Source organism: Parafrankia sp. BMG5.11 (assembly GCF_004337455.1).
In genome coordinates this window covers 217,893-235,178 of the sequence record NZ_SJXI01000017.1, presented here as the reverse complement: position 1 = coordinate 235,178, position 17,286 = coordinate 217,893, and the positions used below count along the sequence as shown (strand labels likewise).

General features: G+C 70.6%; 15 protein-coding genes. 6 read left to right on the top strand and 9 right to left on the bottom strand.

Annotated features, from left to right (window positions below):
* Window positions 1–334 (bottom strand): hypothetical protein (locus E0504_RS14205; RefSeq protein ID WP_243657508.1); only part of this gene is annotated, 334 nt, incomplete at its 3' end.
* Between the two features lie 86 nt (window positions 335–420).
* On the opposite strand from E0504_RS14205, the gene E0504_RS14200 reads away from it, so the two are divergent.
* Both E0504_RS14200 and E0504_RS14195 read left to right on the top strand, forming a co-directional pair.
* Window positions 421–816: an MmcQ/YjbR family DNA-binding protein gene (locus tag E0504_RS14200; protein ID WP_071064175.1), complete on the top strand. Its 396-nt coding sequence runs from the start codon at window positions 421–423 to the stop codon at window positions 814–816.
* Between the two features lie 70 nt (window positions 817–886).
* Window positions 887–1,363 (top strand): HIT family protein, encoded by a 477-nt coding sequence (locus E0504_RS14195; protein WP_112106208.1) that lies wholly within the window; start codon window positions 887–889, stop codon window positions 1,361–1,363.
* Window positions 1,364–1,408: 45 nt separating this feature from the next.
* On the opposite strand, the gene E0504_RS14190 is transcribed toward E0504_RS14195, so the two are convergent.
* Window positions 1,409–1,777, bottom strand: a complete 369-nt coding sequence (locus E0504_RS14190) for an RNA-binding S4 domain-containing protein (RefSeq protein WP_071064116.1) — start codon at window positions 1,775–1,777, stop codon at window positions 1,409–1,411.
* A 71-nt stretch (window positions 1,778–1,848) separates the two neighbouring features.
* Here E0504_RS14190 and E0504_RS14185 point away from each other — a divergent pair, with 71 nt between their 5' ends.
* A complete protein-coding gene (locus E0504_RS14185; RefSeq protein ID WP_112106207.1) occupies window positions 1,849–2,469 on the top strand; it encodes a hypothetical protein in 621 nt (206 codons plus the stop codon).
* Window positions 2,470–3,804: 1,335 nt separating this feature from the next.
* On the opposite strand, the gene E0504_RS14175 is transcribed toward E0504_RS14185, so the two are convergent.
* The 5 genes from E0504_RS14175 to E0504_RS14150 form a co-directional block, all read right to left on the bottom strand.
* On the bottom strand, window positions 3,805–5,403 hold the full coding sequence (locus E0504_RS14175) for a DHA2 family efflux MFS transporter permease subunit (RefSeq protein WP_373693900.1): 1,599 nt from the start codon (window positions 5,401–5,403) through the stop codon (window positions 3,805–3,807).
* 676 nt (window positions 5,404–6,079) lie between these two features.
* Window positions 6,080–7,579 (bottom strand): lysine--tRNA ligase, encoded by a 1,500-nt coding sequence (gene lysS / locus E0504_RS14170; RefSeq protein ID WP_112108957.1) that lies wholly within the window; start codon window positions 7,577–7,579, stop codon window positions 6,080–6,082.
* Between the two features lie 214 nt (window positions 7,580–7,793).
* Window positions 7,794–9,743 (bottom strand): ABC transporter ATP-binding protein, encoded by a 1,950-nt coding sequence (locus tag E0504_RS14160; RefSeq protein ID WP_131624723.1) that lies wholly within the window; start codon window positions 9,741–9,743, stop codon window positions 7,794–7,796.
* Complete coding sequence (locus tag E0504_RS14155; protein ID WP_112106554.1) at window positions 9,740–11,473, bottom strand: ABC transporter ATP-binding protein; 1,734 nt, start codon at window positions 11,471–11,473, stop codon at window positions 9,740–9,742. The genes E0504_RS14160 and E0504_RS14155 overlap by 4 nt, the downstream gene beginning before the upstream one ends.
* Before the next feature lie 439 nt (window positions 11,474–11,912).
* Window positions 11,913–12,380, bottom strand: a complete 468-nt coding sequence (locus tag E0504_RS14150) for a hypothetical protein (protein WP_071064106.1) — start codon at window positions 12,378–12,380, stop codon at window positions 11,913–11,915.
* 497 nt (window positions 12,381–12,877) lie between these two features.
* Here E0504_RS14150 and E0504_RS50370 point away from each other — a divergent pair, with 497 nt between their 5' ends.
* Window positions 12,878–13,021: a hypothetical protein gene (locus tag E0504_RS50370; protein WP_165938512.1), complete on the top strand. Its 144-nt coding sequence runs from the start codon at window positions 12,878–12,880 to the stop codon at window positions 13,019–13,021.
* 75 nt (window positions 13,022–13,096) lie between these two features.
* Here the strand turns inward: E0504_RS50370 and E0504_RS52065 are convergent, their stop codons facing one another.
* Together E0504_RS52065 and E0504_RS14140 are read right to left on the bottom strand one after the other, a co-directional pair.
* Window positions 13,097–13,315 carry a hypothetical protein gene (locus tag E0504_RS52065; RefSeq protein WP_235014030.1) on the bottom strand — a complete coding sequence of 73 codons (219 nt, stop codon included), beginning with the start codon at window positions 13,313–13,315 and terminating at the stop codon, window positions 13,097–13,099.
* A gap of 96 nt (window positions 13,316–13,411) precedes the next feature.
* The gene (locus tag E0504_RS14140) at window positions 13,412–14,299 is read right to left on the bottom strand and encodes an SDR family oxidoreductase (RefSeq protein ID WP_083391051.1); all 888 of its coding nucleotides are present in this window, start codon (window positions 14,297–14,299) and stop codon (window positions 13,412–13,414) included.
* A 273-nt stretch (window positions 14,300–14,572) separates the two neighbouring features.
* On the opposite strand from E0504_RS14140, the gene E0504_RS14135 reads away from it, so the two are divergent.
* Window positions 14,573–15,718: an acyl-CoA dehydrogenase family protein gene (locus E0504_RS14135; RefSeq protein ID WP_020463826.1), complete on the top strand. Its 1,146-nt coding sequence runs from the start codon at window positions 14,573–14,575 to the stop codon at window positions 15,716–15,718.
* Between the two features lie 147 nt (window positions 15,719–15,865).
* Complete coding sequence (locus E0504_RS14130; protein WP_131624721.1) at window positions 15,866–17,056, top strand: serine hydrolase; 1,191 nt, start codon at window positions 15,866–15,868, stop codon at window positions 17,054–17,056.
* Window positions 17,057–17,286 lie beyond the last annotated feature (230 nt).

The following is a 17,286-nucleotide window of genomic DNA, read 5'->3' as shown; positions in this document are numbered from 1 at the left end:
ACCTTAAAACAGCGCCATTGGGCAGGGAGCCTGTCGAGGGCACGGGGGTCGCGTCCGAGGCCGCGCACTCCGGATCGGGAACGATCTCGATGTTCGACGGGGCACCCTTGTTGGTTGTCACATAGGCCCGGTACCCGTGGCCGACGCATTTCGTGGCCAGGTTCCCGAAGTGATCCGGAAAATTGAACACCTCGGCCGGCGTGTCATCCCCGCGCCGGTTCAGGACGGGCGCGTCACCCATCCCCCGCTTGTCGTCGTCGCCGCATCCGGACAGGAGTACCAGCAGCGCCACACAGGTCGCCGTCACCCCCGCCCGCGAGAGGATACGTCCCATGCCGGCCACTATCCCTCCGGATCACCCCGACCCGTGGCGATTGTCTTTTCCGCGACGTGACCGAACCGCGGGCATACGGTGTGGCCATGGCGACCTGGGACGACGTGCGCCGGCTGGCGCTGGCGCTGCCCGAGACGAACGAGAGCCCCTCATACGGTTCGGCCTCGTGGCGGGTACGGGACAAGGGCTTCGTGTGGGAGCGCCCCCTGCGGAAAACAGACCTCGCCGCGTTCGCCGCCCGCGGCGAGAAAGCGCCGGACGGCCCGGTCCTGGGTGTGCGCGTCGCCGACGAAGGAGTCAAGAACGCGCTGATCGCCGACAGCCCGGCGGTCTTCTTCACCGTCCCGCACTTCGACGGCTACCCGGCGGTCCTGGTCCGCCTCGACCGGATCTCCGTCGAGGAGCTGGACGAGCTGGTCGTCGAGGCCTGGCTGCTGCGGGCCCCGAAACGCGCCGCGAGGGCATACCTGGATGCCCGGTGACCTTCCGCCGAGCAGCGGGCCGACGTCGCGGGTATCGATTCTCCACGGCGGAGGCGTTACAGTCACCGCCATGGAGCCCGTCCAGGATTCCGGTACGGACGACTGCTACTCCTGCGGCGGTAATGCGGCGCTCAATGATCTGCCGCCGTGGCAACGAATCCTCGTCGGCACCGGTTGGCGGGTCGCGCACGCGATCAACTGCGCGCTGCCCGGATGGCTGGTCGTCATCGCCCGCCGCCACATCACCACGGTGGCCGAGCTGGACGCGGCGGAGGCCACCGAGCTGGGTCTCGTCACCTGGCGGCTCAGCCGGGCCCTGATCGAGGTGACGGGGTGCGCGAAAACATATGTCGCGGCATTCTCCGAGGCGGCGGGATTCACCCATCTCCACGTTCATGTCGTGCCCCGCGCACACGGCCTGCCGACGGACGAACAGGGCCCTGCGGTGTTCACCCATCTCCGCCGGCCAGCCGCGGAATGGGTGCCCGAGGGCACGATGGACGATCTCGCCCGGGCCCTCGCCGCGCGGATCGCGACCGAGCCCTGACCACCGAGCCCTGACCACCGAGCCGGGCCGGGCCGCCGCGGCCGCTCAGCGGTTGCGCAGGCGTTCCACCGCGCGGCGGTCGCGTTTGGTCGGACGTCCCGTCCCGCGGTCGCGAACCGCCATCACCGGAAGGCGTTCCGGGGGCGGCGGGCTGTTGTCGATGTAGCACTCCGCCGCCACGGCGGCGCCCACCCGCTTGGTGAGGACCTTGGTGACCACGACGACGCGTTCGTGGCCGGCCTGGCGAAGGCGCACCTCGTCGCCGGCGCGGACCATGCGCGCCGGCTTCACCCGCTCGCCGTTGAGACGGACGTGGCCGCCGCGGCAGGCATCTCCGGCCTGCGTCCGCGTCTTCACGAGCCGGACGGACCAGATCCAGATGTCGATCCGAGTGCTCTCCTCCACCGACGCCATAATGAAGACTCTACGAACCGGCCGCCCCCGGACGAGTCCCATCGCTACCGACACGCGGCGATGACCCACGAATGATCGGGTTCGATAGCCTCGCGACCATGGCGGGGGAGGAACTGCACCTACGCGGAGCCGACGGAGCCCGCCGGGCAAAACTGTGGCTCGAGGCCACGACCCGCGCGAACGTCTACTACGTCACCCCGGAACCGGTGGCGGTCGCGAAACTGAGCTACCAGTGGGCGGACGGACGCGGCTTCTCCTACGACCTGGGCGGTGTGCTGCTCGGCGGCGAGTTCCAGGGCCACGAGTTCGTCGCGGAGTCGAAGTTCTACAACGGCCATCACGACCAGGGAACGCTTTACGTGGAGTTTCTCGCGAAGTGCTACCGGGCGCTGTCGTTGCAGCCGGCCCGCATCGACCACTTCATGTGGATCACCTGGGCGCCGTTCCTGGTGACCCGCTGGCCGGACCTCTGCTCACCGAACGAGGTCAGGTCGGCCGTCCTCACGCATCATCGGAGAGTGTTCGGCTGCCCGCGCGACCACGAGGGCAGCCTCGTCTCGGACGAGACCTGCGAGAGCGTCGCGGAGCGCCTGTGGATCATCGTACTCTCGGAGCGTCAGGAGAAGCTGGTCATCTCCGCCGAAAACCTGAATATACTTCGAGGCATCGGCACCGAGAGGGGAGCCAGGTGACCACCCCGACCTACGCCGCCGAGCTGGAAGCCGCGTTGAGCATCTCCAGCACGCAGGAGAGTATCGGCAGTATCAAGGCCGTCGTCGCCAGAGAAATACAGGCGACCGATTCCTCCGTACAGATCCGGGACACCGGGTACTTCAATCATTCATATATGCCCGACTTTGTCCTCGACTGGCCGGACGACGCGGCCGCGGGCCAGCGTTTCATGTACCTGAAGTTCGGCGGGGACGTCGACTACTTCGTCCGGGACGTCGCCCTCGTCGAGGACCGCGAGCCGATCGTCTTCAGCATCGGGCGGTACCGGAACGCGGGCGACGCCCACGTTCGCCTCGCCGCGGAGGCGGGCACCGCCAACACCCTGCTCACCGATGCCGACGGCCTCGCCACGATGATCGAGCGGCGGGACCGCTCCCCCGATATCAGAATCATCTCGACGGCGTTGACGCAGGACGGCCGTGGTGTCCTCGACGCCGTGAACGCCTCGGCCATCGCCGACGGCTTCAGCCAGGGCATCGACGCGGCGCGCGCGCTCGCGGTCGAGGGCACCAGGCGGGCCACCGAGATCGTCACCGCCAGCCTGCGCCGCCGGCAGTCCCGGCTGCTGAACCAGTTCCTCCAGGCCGTCTGGGTGGGCTCCGGGGGGAACATCGCCGGATTTCCGGGTGTCCGCGATCTCTCCGGCGAGGTCACCGACGCCGCCCTGGAATTCCTGCTGACCGGCGAGGAGATAACCGACCCGGTGTTCTGGCGGAGGCTCGGCCGCCGCGCGAGCCTGGAACAGATCGCGCGCCTGCACGTCGACTCCGCGACGCCGAACCTACAGCACTACGTCACCCAGAACATCGGCGTCCTGCGGGCCCGTTCCTACCAGCTGCGGTCGGTTTCGAGAAACGTCACGGATGAAAACCCTCCGTTCGAGTGGAAAATCGAGCGGAAACTGCTTGCGCTGCGCGCCCAGCAGTTCACCGCCTACCTGGACGGCCAGGCGGACGATCCACACGGAAAGGATTCCGGCGGGCGGTCCGACGGCGTTCCGCTCGCCGGCCTCCTTACCCGGGCGACCGGAACCACCGTGGCAGAACTGGAGATCGCGGCGGAGGGCCGGACGATCGTCTACCGCGGAGAGGACAACATCGACGTCACGCGGGACGAGCGGCTCGCCGCGCTCGCCGAGTCACTCGGGCCGGGCGCCCGAGTCACGAAGGCGCGTCTCCCGATCGCCGACGACCGCAGTCTCGTCTGCGACTTCACGACCCAGGTCGCCGCGCCGCGCGGGCCGAGCAGGATCCCGGTCACCGATCTGCTCGCCAGCCTCCCGCTGCTGCGGGAGCTCACCGCGGCGGAGTCAGATCGCCTGTCCGCGCTGCTCGAACCGGCGACTGATCCTGCGCCTCCCCGCGAGGCCGAACCCGGCGACGTCGAGGAGCACGGATACGCGGCTGGCCCCGGAGACGTCGAGAAGCACTGAACGGACCACCCGGGATCGCCGTCAGCGCCACGACGAGCGCGGCAACCAGCAGCGCGGCGGACACGAACAGCGTGTCCTGGCAGGCCTCGGCAAACCGGGCGGCGGCCGGGCCGTCCACCACGGTCGGCAGCACGCCCTCACCGCCTCCGGCCGCGCCACCGCCACCGCCACCGGCAGCGCCGGCCACGCCCTGGGCGGTGAGGCCGGCCGCGAGTACGACGGAGGTCAGGGCGGTACCGATCGAGACACTCACCTGGTTGGTGATGGTCAGCAGCGTGCTGCCGGACGGCGCGTCCCGGTCGCTCAGATGCCGCAGCGCTGTCGTGATCGTCGGCATGATCGTCGAGCCCGCGCCGACTCCCATGACGGACATCGCCAGCACCATCTGCCAGTACGGGGTGTCGACGCCGAGCAACAGCGTCGCGGTGATCAGCCCGCAGGACGCCGTCACGATCCCGAAGCCCACCACGCGGGCAGGCGGAACCCGGTCGACCATCCGGCTCGCCACCTGCAGCGAAGCCCCGGTAGCGAGCGCCTGCGGGATCGCCAGCATCCCCGTCTCCGCGGGGCTGAGCCCCCGCACGAGCTGCCAGTAGAGCGGCAGGACGAACATCGAACCGAAGTAGGCCGCCGTGAACAGCGCCAGCGTCGCCGTCCCTGACGCGACAGCCCGCAGCCGCAACAGCGCAACCTGGACCAGTGGGGCGCGCATCCGAGCGGCCCGGACCACGAACACCACCGCCAGCGCGAGCCCGACCAGCGCCGGCACGAGCACACCTGCCGAGGTCACAGTCCCGCGCCGCCCGCTCTCCGCCAGCCCGTAGACGAACAGCGCCAGCCCCGGCGCGACAAGCGCCAACCCTGGGACGTCGAGCCGCCCGTCAGCACTCTCAAGCGTGCCGCCCCGCTGGACGGCACCCGCGGCCGCGGTGACCGGGCGCAGGACTCGGCTCGCAAGCAGGAGCGCGGCCAGGCCCAGCGGCAGGTTGACCAGGAAGATCCACCGCCAGGAGATGTCGACCAGCCAGCCGCCCAGCGTCGGCCCGATCACCGGCCCGACGAGCACCGGCAGACCCAACAGGCCCATGGCGCGCCCGCGCCGCTCCGGCGGCGTGGCCCGTAGCACAATCGTCATCGCGACCGGGTTGACCAGGCCACCGCCGATCCCCTGCACCACCCGGAAGGCAATGAGCGCGCCGATGTTCCAGGCCAGACCGCAGAGCACCGATCCCAGCACGAACAGACTCAGGGCCGCCATGTAGACACGTCCGGAACCGAACCGTGCCACCAGCCATGCTGTCGTCGGCACGGTCACGGCAAGCGCCAGGGTGTAGCCCGTCGAAACCCACTGGATCACCGGCAGTGAGGCATCGAGATCCGCCGCCAGCGTGCGGATCGCGACATTGATGATCGTGATGTCGAGAATGACGAGCAGGCCACCGAGCACGAGCACCGTGAACACGAGCCCGGTGCGCGGCGGCCCGACCGAGCCGGATGGCGCGGATCGCCCACCCGGCTCCCCTCGGCTCCCTTCCTTTTCCCCCTTCTCTCGCGGCCCCCCTGCCTCCTGCGGTTCCCCTGCCTCTTCCAGACCCGCCAAGCCACCCGGATCACCGCTCACAACCGCGCCCTCCGTCCCACTCGGCTCTGCCGAGAGCACCACCCCGCCACCGACCACCCCACCCTCACACCTAAACCGAAGTAGAGGTCAACCCCAGCCCCTCACCCCCGGCCACACCCTCCAAAAACATGTGTGGCGGGTGAATGAGTCCATGGACTCATTCACCCGCCACACATTCAGTCAAGCGCTGATGCACTCGGGGTTTGAACACGGAGTTGGTTGGATGACCACGGCAGCCTGTGCTCGGTCACCTACCCCTTTAGCGCCCAACACCCGGTGGACGACAGCTTGAGGGATTCCGTGCCTGGACCAGGCGCTGGCCCATTCCGTCTGCCGGCAAATCCACGACTCAGAAACTATGACGTATCGACGCCAGCGACACGGCCGGCTCCTCGAATGTTTTCCTCGGCGTGATATGGGGAATCCGCCGCAGTCTCATCAGCGACCTTGAACCCGTGTGTCGACTCGGGTCGACACGGCCCCGTGTCAGCTGACGCCCGGTCAACGCGACCCCGCGTCAGCCGGCGCCTGGGTCCGCGGCAGTCGTGTCAGATGTGTCAGATGTGTCGGCGGCGTTCGCGTCGTTGCCGGCGGCTGGGTCGGTCTGGCCGCGGCGGGAGTCTCGCATCAGCGGGAACAGGACTACTTCCCGCAGCGTCGGGGCATCGGTGAGCAGGGCGATGAGGCGGTCGATGCCGATGCCGAGCCCGGACATCGGGGGCATCCCGTACTCCATCGCCTCGATGAAGTCCTCTTCCAGCATCATGGTCTCGTCGTCGCCGGCGGCGCGCAGCTCGGCCTGCTCCTCGAGGCGGCGACGCTGCTCGACCGGGTCGACGAGCTCGGAGTAGGCCTTCACCAGCTCCCAGCCGTTCACGACGACCTGGAACATGTCGAGCCGGGACGGGTCCTCGTCGCTGCGCCGGGCCAGCGGGACGAGCTCCGCCGGATGGTGCACCAGGAAACACGGCTGGACGAGGTGCGGGCGGACGGCCTTCTTGTAGAGCAGGTCGACGAGCGCCGCGTAGGAGGCCGCGTCGTCGACCTCGAGCCCCAGCTCGCTGATGCGCGCCCGCAGGGTCGGCAGATCACGGACGACCGTGAGGTCGATGCCTGTCCGCCGGGCGACCTCGGCCCGGTAGTCCAGCTCGGGCCAGTCGGCGCCGAAGTCGAGCTTCACGCCGTCGTAGGTCACCGTCCGGCTGCCGAAGACGTCGTCGAGGACGGCCAGGATCATCTCGCGGACGAAGCGCATGTTGTCGCGGTAGTCCCAGTAGGCCGCGTACCACTCGAGCATCGTGAACTCCTGCAGGTGCGAGGGGTCCATGCCCTCGTTGCGGAAGTTACGGCCGAGCTCGTAGACGCGGTCCAGGGAGCCGACGACGACCCGCTTGAGGAACGTCTCCGGCGAGATACGCAGGTAGAAGTCCTCGCCGAGGGCGTTGTGGTGGGTGACGAAGGGACGGGCGGCCGCGCCCGACGCCGCTTCCTGCAGCATCGGCGTCTCGACCTCGAGGAAGTCGTTGTCGTCGAGGAAGCGGCGGATGCGGGAGATCGTCCGGGCCCTGGTACGGAAGCGCTCCCGGGAGTCGCTGTTCACCAGCAGGTCGAGGTAGCGCCGGCGCAGCCGGGCCTCGATGTTCGACAGGCCCTGCCACTTGTCCGGCAGGGCGCGCACCGTGCGGTTCAGGACGACCAGCTCGGAGGCGCCGACGGTCTTCTCGCCACGGCGGGTGGTGTAGAGGGTTCCGGTGACGCCGACGAAGTCGCCGATCTTGACGGCGCGGGCCCACTCCTGGAAGGTCTCGACCCCGAGCTCGTCCCGGGACAGCGACACCTGGACCCGGCCGGCGCGGTCCTGGATGTGGCCGAAGACCAGCCCGCCCATGCGTCGCCAGAGCACCACCCGGCCGGCGAGGCGGACGGCCGTCCCGTCCGCGGCGGCGGCCGCGGCGGAGGCCACCGAGTCGGTGAGATACCCGGAGCGGGGACCCGCCGTGGACTCGTCCGTCGCCATGCACAACACCCTTTTGCGAGAGGCTTCCGCCCGAGAATCCCAGGCGTCTTGACGGCGCCGCGCACGTCGCAGTTCCCGCGGCCCGCGTGGTCAAGCCTACTGGCCGCCCCCGCCGCCCCCGCCGCCCACGCGCCCGCGAGGGCCCGGCCGCCCGCCCTCCACCGCCCGGACGGCCGGTGCCCCCGGAGACCAGTGCCCGCGCAGACCCGTGCGCTCAGCCGGTCTCGACGACGGCCTGGGCGAACTGGGCCTTGTACAGCCGCGCGTAGGCGCCGTCCGCCTCCAGCAGGGCGTCGTGGTCGCCCTGCTCGACGATCGCGCCGTCCTCCATGACGAGGATCGTGTCGGCGTCCCGGATGGTGGACAGCCGGTGGGCGATCACGAAGGCCGTGCGGCCGGCGCGCAGCCGGGACATCGCCCGCTGGATCAGCACCTCGGTGCGGGTGTCCACCGAGCTCGTCGCCTCGTCCAGGACGAGGATCAGCGGCTCGGCGAGGAACGCGCGCGCGATGGTGATGAGCTGCTTCTCGCCGCCGCTGACCCCGACGCCCTCGTCTTCGAGCACGGTGTCGTAGCCGTCGGGGAGCGTGCGCACGAACCGGTCGACGTGCGCGGCGCGGGCCGCCTCGACGACCTGTTCGCGGGTGGCGCCCTCGGCGCCGTAGGCGATGTTCTCCGCGATGGTGCCGCCGAACAGCCAGGTGTCCTGCAGCACCATCCCGATGGATCGCCGAAGGTCCGCCCGCGACATCTCGGCGATGTCGACGCCGTCCAGGGTGATCCGGCCCTCGGTGACCTCGTAGAAGCGCATCAACAGGTTGATCAGTGTGGTCTTTCCGGCGCCGGTGGGCCCGACGATCGCCACGGTGTGCCCCGGCTCGGCGACCAGCGACAGGTCGTCGATGAGGGGCTTGTCCGGCTCGTAGCGGAACGCGACGTGCTCGAAGGCGACCCGGCCGTGGTCCTGCTCCGGGCGGGCCGGCGCCAGCGGGTCGGGCTCCTGCTCGGGCGCGTCCAGCAGGTCGAACACCCGCTCCGCCGACGCGATCCCGGACTGCACCATGTTCCCCATGCTGGCGAGCTGCGTCAGCGGCTGGCTGAACTGTCGCGAGTACTGGATGAACGCCTGGACGTCGCCGATCGACAGCGCGCCGGAGGCCACCCGAAGGCCACCGACGACGGCCACCAGCACGTAGTTCAGGTTGCCGATGAACATCATCGCCGGCTGCATGAGACCGGAGATGGACTGGGCCCGCCAGCTCGCCTCGTAGAGGCGCTCGTTGTGCTCCCGGAAGATCTCGGCGGACTCCTCCTGCCGGCCGAACGCGCGCACCAGGGCGTGCCCGGTGTACATCTCCTCGATGTGGCCGTTGAGCCGGCCGGTCGTCTTCCACTGGCTGACGAACTGGGGCTGGGCGAACTTGCCGATCCGGGTGGTGATCACGATCGACACCGGCACCGTGACGACGGCGATCAGCGCGAGGATCCAGGAGATCCAGATCATCATGGCCAGCACGCCGATGATGGTCAGCACCGAGGCGATCATCTGGGACAGGCTCTGCTGCAGGTTCTGCCCGAGGTTGTCGATGTCGTTGGTGACCCGGCTGAGCACCTCGCCGCGCTGGCGGCGGTCGAAGTACCGCAGCGGCAGGCGGGTGATCTTCTCCTGCACATCGGCCCGCAGGTCGCTCAGCATCCGTTGCAGGGCCTTGTTCGCCAGCCGGGCCTGCAGCACCGCGCAGAGACCCGCGATGAGGTAGACGATCAGCACCACCAGCAGCACCCGGCCGATCGCGCCGAAGTCCATCCCCTCGCCGGGGGTGAAGTCGACGGAGGACAGCAGGTCGGCCTGGGTGCCGTGGCCCTCGGCACGCAGCCGCGCGACGGCCTCGGCCTTGGTCGTCCCGGCGGGCAGCCGGGAGCTGAGCAGGCCGGCGAACACCAGGTCGGTGGCGTGCCCGAGCAGCCGCGGCCCGGTGACGGTGAGGCCGATGCCGACCACGGCCAGCCCGACCGCGGGGATCAGCAGCGCGCGCTGCCGGCCCAGCAGGCGGAGCACCCGCCGGGTCGAGGCCGCGAAATCCTCGGGCTTCTCGCCCCCGGCGGCGAAGAACCGACCGGGGCCTGCCATGGGGCGGGCCCCGCCCGCGGGTGGGCGGGTCATGCCGCCTCCTCCTCGGTGAGCTGCGAGAAGACGATCTCCCGGTAGGTGTCGTTGCCCGCCAGCAGCTCGCGATGGGTCCCCGTGCCCACGACCTGGCCGTCGTCCAGCACGATGATCTGGTCGGCGTCGCGGATGGTCGCCACCCGCTGGGCGACGATCACCATCGTGGCGCCGGCTGTCTCGCGCGCGAGCGCCGCGCGCAGGGCGGCGTCGGTCGCGTAGTCGAGCGCCGAGAACGAGTCGTCGAACAGGTAGATGTCCGGACGCCGGACCAGCGCCCGGGCGATCGCGAGCCGCTGGCGCTGCCCGCCGGAGACGTTCGTCCCGCCCTGGGCGATCGGGGTGTCCAGCCCGTCGGGCATCGCCTCGACGAAGTCCCTGGCCTGGGCGATGTCCAGGGCGCGCCACAGCTCGGTGTCGGTGGCCTCGGGATCCCCGTAGCGCAGGTTGGACGCGATCGTCCCGGTGAACAGGTACGGCTTCTGCGGGACGAGGGCGACGGTCTCGGCCATCAGCTTCGGGTCGATGTCGCGGACGTCCACCCCGTCGATCAGGACGGCGCCCTCGGAGACGTCGGACAGCCTCGGGACCAGGCCGAGCAGCGTGGACTTGCCGCTGCCGGTGCTCCCGATGATCGCGGTGGTCCGCCCGGGGCGAGCGCGCACGCTGACCCCGCGCAGCACCGCCGCCTCGGCGCCCGGGTAGCTGAACATGACGTCGCGCAGCTCCAGCTCGCCGTGGCGCGGCAGCGTGCGCACCGGGTCGGCGGGCGGGCGCAGCGTCGACTCCGTCCCCAGCACCTCCTGGATGCGCTCCGCGCACACCTCGGCCCGCGGAATCATCGAGAACATGAAGGTGGCCATCATGACCGACATCAGGATCTGCATCAGGTAGCTGAGGAAGGCCGTCAGCGCCCCGATCTCCATCGCACCGTCGTCGATCCGGTGCGCGCCGAACCAGATCACGGCGATGCTCGAGACGTTCACCGCCGCCATCACCAGCGGGAACAGCAGCGCCATGATCCGACCGAAGCGCAGGGAGACGTCCGTGAGGTCGGCGTTGGCGGTGCCGAAACGGCGCTTCTCGTGGTCGTCCCGGACGAAGGCGCGGATCACCCGCAGGCCGGTGATCTGCTCGCGCAGGATGCGGTTGACCTCGTCGAGACGCTCCTGCATCTTCCGGCCCAGCGGCTGCATCCGCCGGACCAGCAGGGTGATCATCGCCGCGAGGAACGGCACGATCGCGACGAGCAGCAGCGAGAGGCCGGCGTCCTGGTGCACCGCCAGCGCGATCCCGCCCAGGCACATGATCGGCGCGGAGATCATCATGGTGAACGCCATCAGCACCAGCATCTGGATCTGCTGGACGTCGTTCGTCGCCCGGGTGATCAGGGACGGCGCGCCGAAGCGGCCGACCTCGCGGGCCGAGAACGACTGGACCTGGTCGAACACCGCGGCCCGGATGTCGCGGCCGACCCCCATCGCGGTGCGCGCACCGAAGAACACCGCCGCGGCCGAGCAGACGGCCTGCAGGAAGGTCACCCCGAGCATGATCCCGCCGAGCCGGACTATGTAACCCGTGTCGCCCGGCACCACACCGTTGTCGATGATGTCGGCATTCAGGGTCGGCAGGTAGAGCATGGCCAGGGTCGCGGTCAGCTGCAGCACGACCAGCAGCGCGATCGGCCGCGAGTAGGGGGGTAGGTGGTTCCGCAACAGCCTGGTCAGCATGTGATCTCCGTCGGCGGGTGACCCGGCCCGCGCCCGGCTCGGCTGATCCGGGTGCTGGGCGGCGCGGGGTCCTCCATTGATCCGGGTGCTGGGTGTGATCCGGTGCTCGGTGCGATCCGGTGCTCGGTGTGATCGGACGCTTGGCGTGATCGGACGCGGGTGGCGTGGGCCGTCCGTTGGCAGGTCGACCGACGCGTCGGGAAGCTGGCGATACAGCGTACCGGGGCGCACCGACCATTCCTGGCGGGCGCCGCACGATGCCCGGACCGTCATGATCGGAGATCACCGTGACTGACAGTGGGAGAGACTGCCGGTGGGAGATCGCCAGCGCCCGGCATGTTCGGCGGCGGTCGCACGCGTACCGGCCCCGGGCTTCCGACGATGGTCGGGGCCCGGGGCCGGGTGGAACTCGCTCGGCGGTGGCCGAGCGCGCATGCGCTCAGCGGCGCTCGAGCGCCCAGGACGCCGCGAAGGCCACGGCAAGTACCACACCGACGATCAGCAGACCGCCGATGATGTAGAAGCCCACCGTCTTCACCAACGCGATGAAGATCGGTAGAGCGGCGGCGAGCAGGAAGAGCCCCCGGCTGCGCACCGGGGCGTTGAACAGCGCGGCGAGCTTGCGCGGCCCGCTCTCCCGCTGGATGTTGAGCTCGTCGACCATCGACGGCATCACCCGGATCGTCGACCAGGTGAGCGCGACGAACGCGATGGCCAGGCCCCACCCGTAGAGGAACCCGACCCCCCGTCCGAACGCGTCGAACGAGGCGCCCGCACCGATCACGGTGATCGCCAACGGGATGTACCAGCCGGTCGTGCGGTCCTGCCGGGCCTGCCCCGCGAACCGGCGCGCCTGCGCGAACCGCTCGCCCCGCCGGCCACCCTCGCCCGGGTTCATGTTGACCATCGTGTTCCTCCCCTCGACGGCCCCCGTCCGTCCTGTCCCGCTGGGACCGGCCGCGTCCCCCAGGCAGCGCGGACCGTTCGCCCTCGACTGCGAGGACGCGTCCACCCAATCGTCCTGTAGGACGGCACGCCGACGCGCGCGTTCCGTCACTTTCGGAGGAACCCGCGAACGAGTGGACTTATTGCCCGTCTTGCCCGATACGGACCGTCCGGCATAGTCCGCCCGGGACGACCGGTCCCACCCGGCCGCCCGGGAGGACCCGGCCCGGCCGCCCACACCGCTGGCGCCGCCGCCTGCGGCGCCGCCGATGCGCCACCGCGTACCGTGCCACCGCGCAACGACCGACACCGCGGAACACGCCGCAAACGAGCGCAACTGCGGCCGAAGGCGCAGCACCGATCACCGAAATGGCACACGCCGGAACGGCGGAGAGAAGGCCGTCCGTGACTGCGATAGGGATTACCGGATCGGGGATGGCGCGGGAAGGGAAACCCACCATGAACCGATCTATCCGCAGAATCCGCCGCATCGTGCTGACCGTCGTCGCGGCGGCATCCCTGGGCATGCTCACGACGGCCGCGGGCTGCCAGCCCCATGAGCCGTGCCCGTATCCGCCGAACCATTACAACCACCGCTGCTGAGCAGGCTTCGGACGGGGTGGGAGGCGGTGCACCAGCATCCCGCGCCCCACCCCGTCGTCGGCGCCTGCCGGTCGGTCAGGACGCCGGGACCACCGCGGGCGGGTTCCAGGTGTTGTCCAGCGCGGCCGCCTTCGCCAGGTAGGCCGGACCATCAGATTGAACGAACCCGCGGGGGCGGGCAGCCAGTCCGTCGGCCGCCCCGCCGGACGGCTCCAGGACGGTGTCCGCCGCCGCCTGGATCTGGGCCTCACCATCCGTGACACCAGCCGCCGGCGGCTGGTCCGCGGCCAGCACCGCGGCCAGTTCGTCGAAGAACGCGGCACCCGCGTCGGACGGTGTCCGCGGATCGGGCTGGTTCGCACAGTCCGGAGCCGGCAGCAGGGGATGGGGTCAGCCCTGGGACACCGGGACTACGACGAGTTCCGCGACGTTCACGTGGGGTGGGGCGGAGGCCGACCAGGCGATGACCTCGGCGACGTCCACGTCACTCAGGGGGTTTGCGACTGACCTGCGCAACTCGGCGAGCGCCTCGCGGGAGCCAGGGAAGACCATGTCGTCGCCCAGTTCGGTCTGCACCAGGCCGGGCTCGACCGTGCGCACCCGCACCCCGCGGGGGCCCAGCTCGACGCGCAGGTGACGGGTCAGATGCTCGATGGCGGCCTTCGTCGCGTCGTAGACCGCGAAGTTCGGGAAGACCTGGTGGCCGCCGACCGAGCCGATGTGGACGAGGTCCGCGCGCCGGCCCTCCGCGGCGGCGGCCAGCAGGTCGTCGATGAACACCCGGCCCGTCCACAGCAGGCCGACCAGATTGGTGTCGATCATGCGGCGCCACTCGTCGACGTCCGCCGCGGCCCAGGGTGCGGCGAGCATCGTCCCGGCGTTGGCGACGACCAGGTCGGCGCGGCCGAGGCGCTCGTGGACCTGGTCGGCGATGCGACGCATCCCGTCCGGGTCGGTCACGTCGCCCGTGACGGGCAGGATCCGCTCGTTCTCGTCGGCCAGGGACCGCAGGCGCGCCTCCCGGCGGCCGACCGCGGCGACCACGGCGCCGTCGGCGGCGAGCCGCCGGGCGGTGGCCGCGCCGATGCCGCTCGTGGCACCGGTGACGACGGCGATCCGTCCCGTGGCGGGCATGCCAGGCAGGCCGAACATGGCGACGTGCCGGGCCGCCTCGGCGTCGTCGGGCCACTGCGGCTCCGGGCCCTGCCCCGGGGCCGCGCCCGGCCGTGAGGGCGCATGGGGGCCAGCGGGCCGGGTCTCGGTCTCGTGCTCGGTCACCAGTCGAGGGTGTCACCTTCCGCCCATGATCGCGCGCCGTGCGTTCATCCGCGAGGGTCCGTCTCCGCGTCGATGCGGTAGATCGAAACGGAACCGATGCAGCGAGGCGTCGGAAACGCGGCAAGCCCGTCGTCTCAACCACGAGGCGCGGTACAACTCTTGCGTCGCACGTTCCGAGACGGACGGATCCGGCACCGACGGAGACGATCGCGCGCGGGGGTTCCGGCTCCACGCGGCGCGAGGGCGATGACCGACGACGCACGGGAGGACACCATGCCCGCCGAACGGCAGCTCCCCTCATCGGAAGCGCGGGAGCTGATCGAGCTCACCGCCACCATGTGCGACCGCGAGCTTGCTCCGAGAGTCACAGAGTACGAGGCCGCCAGCCGCTTCCCGCGCGAGGAGTTCGCGGTGCTCGGCAAGGCCGGGCTGCTGAGCCTGCCGTACCCGGAGAGCTTCGGCGGCGGCGAGCAGCCGTACGAGGTGTACCTACAGGTGCTGGAGGAGATCTCCTACCGCTGGGCGGCCGTGGCGGTCGGGGTGAGCGTGCACGCGCTGTCCTGCTACCCGCTGGCGACCTTCGGCACCCCGGAGCAGCAGGAGGAGCACCTTCCCCGGCTGCTGTCCGGTGACCTGCTCGGCGCCTACTGCCTGTCCGAGGCGCACGCGGGGTCGGACCCGGCGGCGATGCGCGTGACGGCCACCGCCACCGACGACGGCTACCTGCTCAACGGTACGAAGGCGTGGGTGACCCACGGCGGCGCCGCCGACTTCTACACGGTCTTCGCGCGGACGTCGTCCGACACCCGCGGCGGGATCTCCTGCTTCCTCGTCGACGCGGGCACGCCCAACATCAGGTTCCACCCGCCCGAGAAGAAGATGGGGCTGACCGCGTCGCCGACGACGCAGATCAGTTTCGACGACGTCGCGGTCCCGGCGTCGCGCCTCATCGGCAAGGTGGGGCAGGGCCTGTCGATCGCGCTGTCGGCTCTCGACTCGGGCCGGCTGGGGATCGCCGCCACCGCCGTCGGGCTCGGGCAGCGCGCGCTGGACGACGCCGTCGCGTACGCGAAGGAGCGGGAGGCGTTCGGGAAGGCGATCATCGACCATCAGGGGCTCGGCTTCCTGCTGGCCGACATGGCGGCCGCCGTCGAGTCCGCGCGGGCCACCACCCTGGCCGCAGCCCGGCGCCGGGACGCCGGGCTGCAGTACGGGCGCGCCGCGTCCGTCGCAAAGCTCGTCGCAACGGACGCGGCCATGAAGGTCACCGAGGACGCCGTGCAGGTCCTCGGCGGCGCCGGCTACACCAAGGACTTCCCGGTGGAGCGGTACATGCGCGAGGCCAAGGTGATGCAGATCTTCGAGGGGACCAACCAGATCCAGCGCCTCGTCATCAGCCGCCACCTCGCCCGCGGCTGACCGGACGCGGTGGCGGGGATCGGGCAAGGACGGAACCCGCCCAGGACGACGCCTGTTGAGGACTGAGGTCACACAGACCTCACATCTGGCGTCAATACGGTGCGTCCTCGCCCTGGATCCGGAACTCACGGTTGATCGAGGTCCCAGATGCGCCGTCCGCCCCGTCTCGTCCTTGCCCTCGCCGCCGCGCCGTTCGCGGCCGCCCTTGTCGCCGGCTGCACGCAGGGTGGCGGGGCCTCCGGGACGCCCGCCACGACATCCGGGCCGGTCACCGCGTCGGGTGCCGCGCCGACGGCGGTGGCGGTGCCGGGCGACAGCTGGGAGACGGTGGACCCACGCGCGGTCGGTCTGGACCCGGCGAAGCTCGAGGACATCGCGCACGCCGCCGAGCAGGGCAAGTCCAACTGTCTGCTGGTCTCGCGCAACGGCAGGATCGCCGGCGAGTGGTACTTCAAGGGCTTCACCCCGACCACACCGCAGCCGGTCTTCTCCATAACGAAGTCGCTGACGTCCACGCTCGTCGGCATCGCGCAGGGCGACGGTGACCTGCGGCTGGACGATTCCGCCGCCACCTGGGTGCCGCAGTGGAAGGGCACACCGGCGCAGGCCGTGACCGTGCGCGACCTGGTGAGCAACGACTCCGGGCGGCAGTGGAGCACGACGATCGACTACCAGGAGCTGATCGCGGCGCCCGACCAGACCGCGTTCGCGGTCGCGCTGCGCCAGGAGCGGCCGCCCGGCGAGGTCTGGGCCTACAACAACTCGGCCATCCAGACGCTGGAGCAGGTGCTGAGCGGCGCCACCGGGCAGGAGGTCAGCGACTACGCCCGGGAGCGGGTCTTCGAGCCGCTCGGCATGGCCGACAGTCGGATGACGACCGACCGCGCCGGCAACACCCTGACGTTCATGGGCCTGCAGACGACCTGCCGGGACGTCGCCCGTCTCGGCTACCTGATGCTCGCGCACGGGGAGTGGAACGGTCAGCGGGTCGTGTCGAGCGACTGGGTCACCGAGGCCACCGGGCGGTCGTCCACGGAGATGAACGCCGCCTACGGGTACCTGTGGTGGCTCAACCGCGAGGGCGTCCTCGCCCAGCCGCTGGCGGCCTCCGACATCTCCGCGGCCGCCGACCCCACCACCCGCCACGGTCAGCTGGTGCCGACGGCGCCGGCGGACATGTACTGGGCGATCGGGCTCGGCAACCAGATCCTGCAGATCGACCCCGGGTCCGGCACGGTCGTCGTCCGGCTGGGTAGCGGGGAGGCCCGGCCGCAGCCGCCGACGTTCGGTGTCGCGGACGCCAGCCGGGTGGTCACCGAGGCCCTCGTCGCCAACTGAGCCCACCCGCGGTTCCCGGCAGCCGTGCCAGCCGGTCCCTCTGCGGTCCGCGGTCGCCCGTGGCTGTCCATGGCTGTCCATGGCCGGCGCCGGCCGGGCGGGGGCAATTCGCGGCAATCGGCGGGAAAGATCAGAATAGTCCGGAGGATCGCGGACGGACATCCGTCGCCATCCGGGTTCGCCGTTCCTGATCCATCGTGACGGCCAGTGGCCGTCGGCCTGTTTCGGTC

Bases quoted from the DNA above. Each gene is read 5' to 3' on its own strand.
- E0504_RS14200 (WP_071064175.1), top strand. From the start codon at position 421: ATGGCGACCTGGGACGACGTGCGCCGGCTGGCGCTGGCGCTGCCCGAG.
- E0504_RS14195 (WP_112106208.1), top strand. From the start codon at position 887: ATGGAGCCCGTCCAGGATTCCGGTACGGACGACTGCTACTCCTGCGGC.
- E0504_RS14190 (WP_071064116.1), bottom strand. From the start codon at position 1,777: ATGGCGTCGGTGGAGGAGAGCACTCGGATCGACATCTGGATCTGGTCC.
- E0504_RS14185 (WP_112106207.1), top strand. From the start codon at position 1,849: ATGATCGGGTTCGATAGCCTCGCGACCATGGCGGGGGAGGAACTGCAC.
- lysS (WP_112108957.1), bottom strand. From the start codon at position 7,579: ATGGCGACGGACGAGTCCACGGCGGGTCCCCGCTCCGGGTATCTCACC.
- E0504_RS14160 (WP_131624723.1), bottom strand. From the start codon at position 9,743: ATGACCCGCCCACCCGCGGGCGGGGCCCGCCCCATGGCAGGCCCCGGT.
- E0504_RS14155 (WP_112106554.1), bottom strand. From the start codon at position 11,473: ATGCTGACCAGGCTGTTGCGGAACCACCTACCCCCCTACTCGCGGCCG.
- E0504_RS14150 (WP_071064106.1), bottom strand. From the start codon at position 12,380: ATGGTCAACATGAACCCGGGCGAGGGTGGCCGGCGGGGCGAGCGGTTC.
- E0504_RS50370 (WP_165938512.1), top strand. From the start codon at position 12,878: ATGAACCGATCTATCCGCAGAATCCGCCGCATCGTGCTGACCGTCGTC.
- E0504_RS14135 (WP_020463826.1), top strand. From the start codon at position 14,573: ATGCCCGCCGAACGGCAGCTCCCCTCATCGGAAGCGCGGGAGCTGATC.
- E0504_RS14130 (WP_131624721.1), top strand. From the start codon at position 15,866: ATGCGCCGTCCGCCCCGTCTCGTCCTTGCCCTCGCCGCCGCGCCGTTC.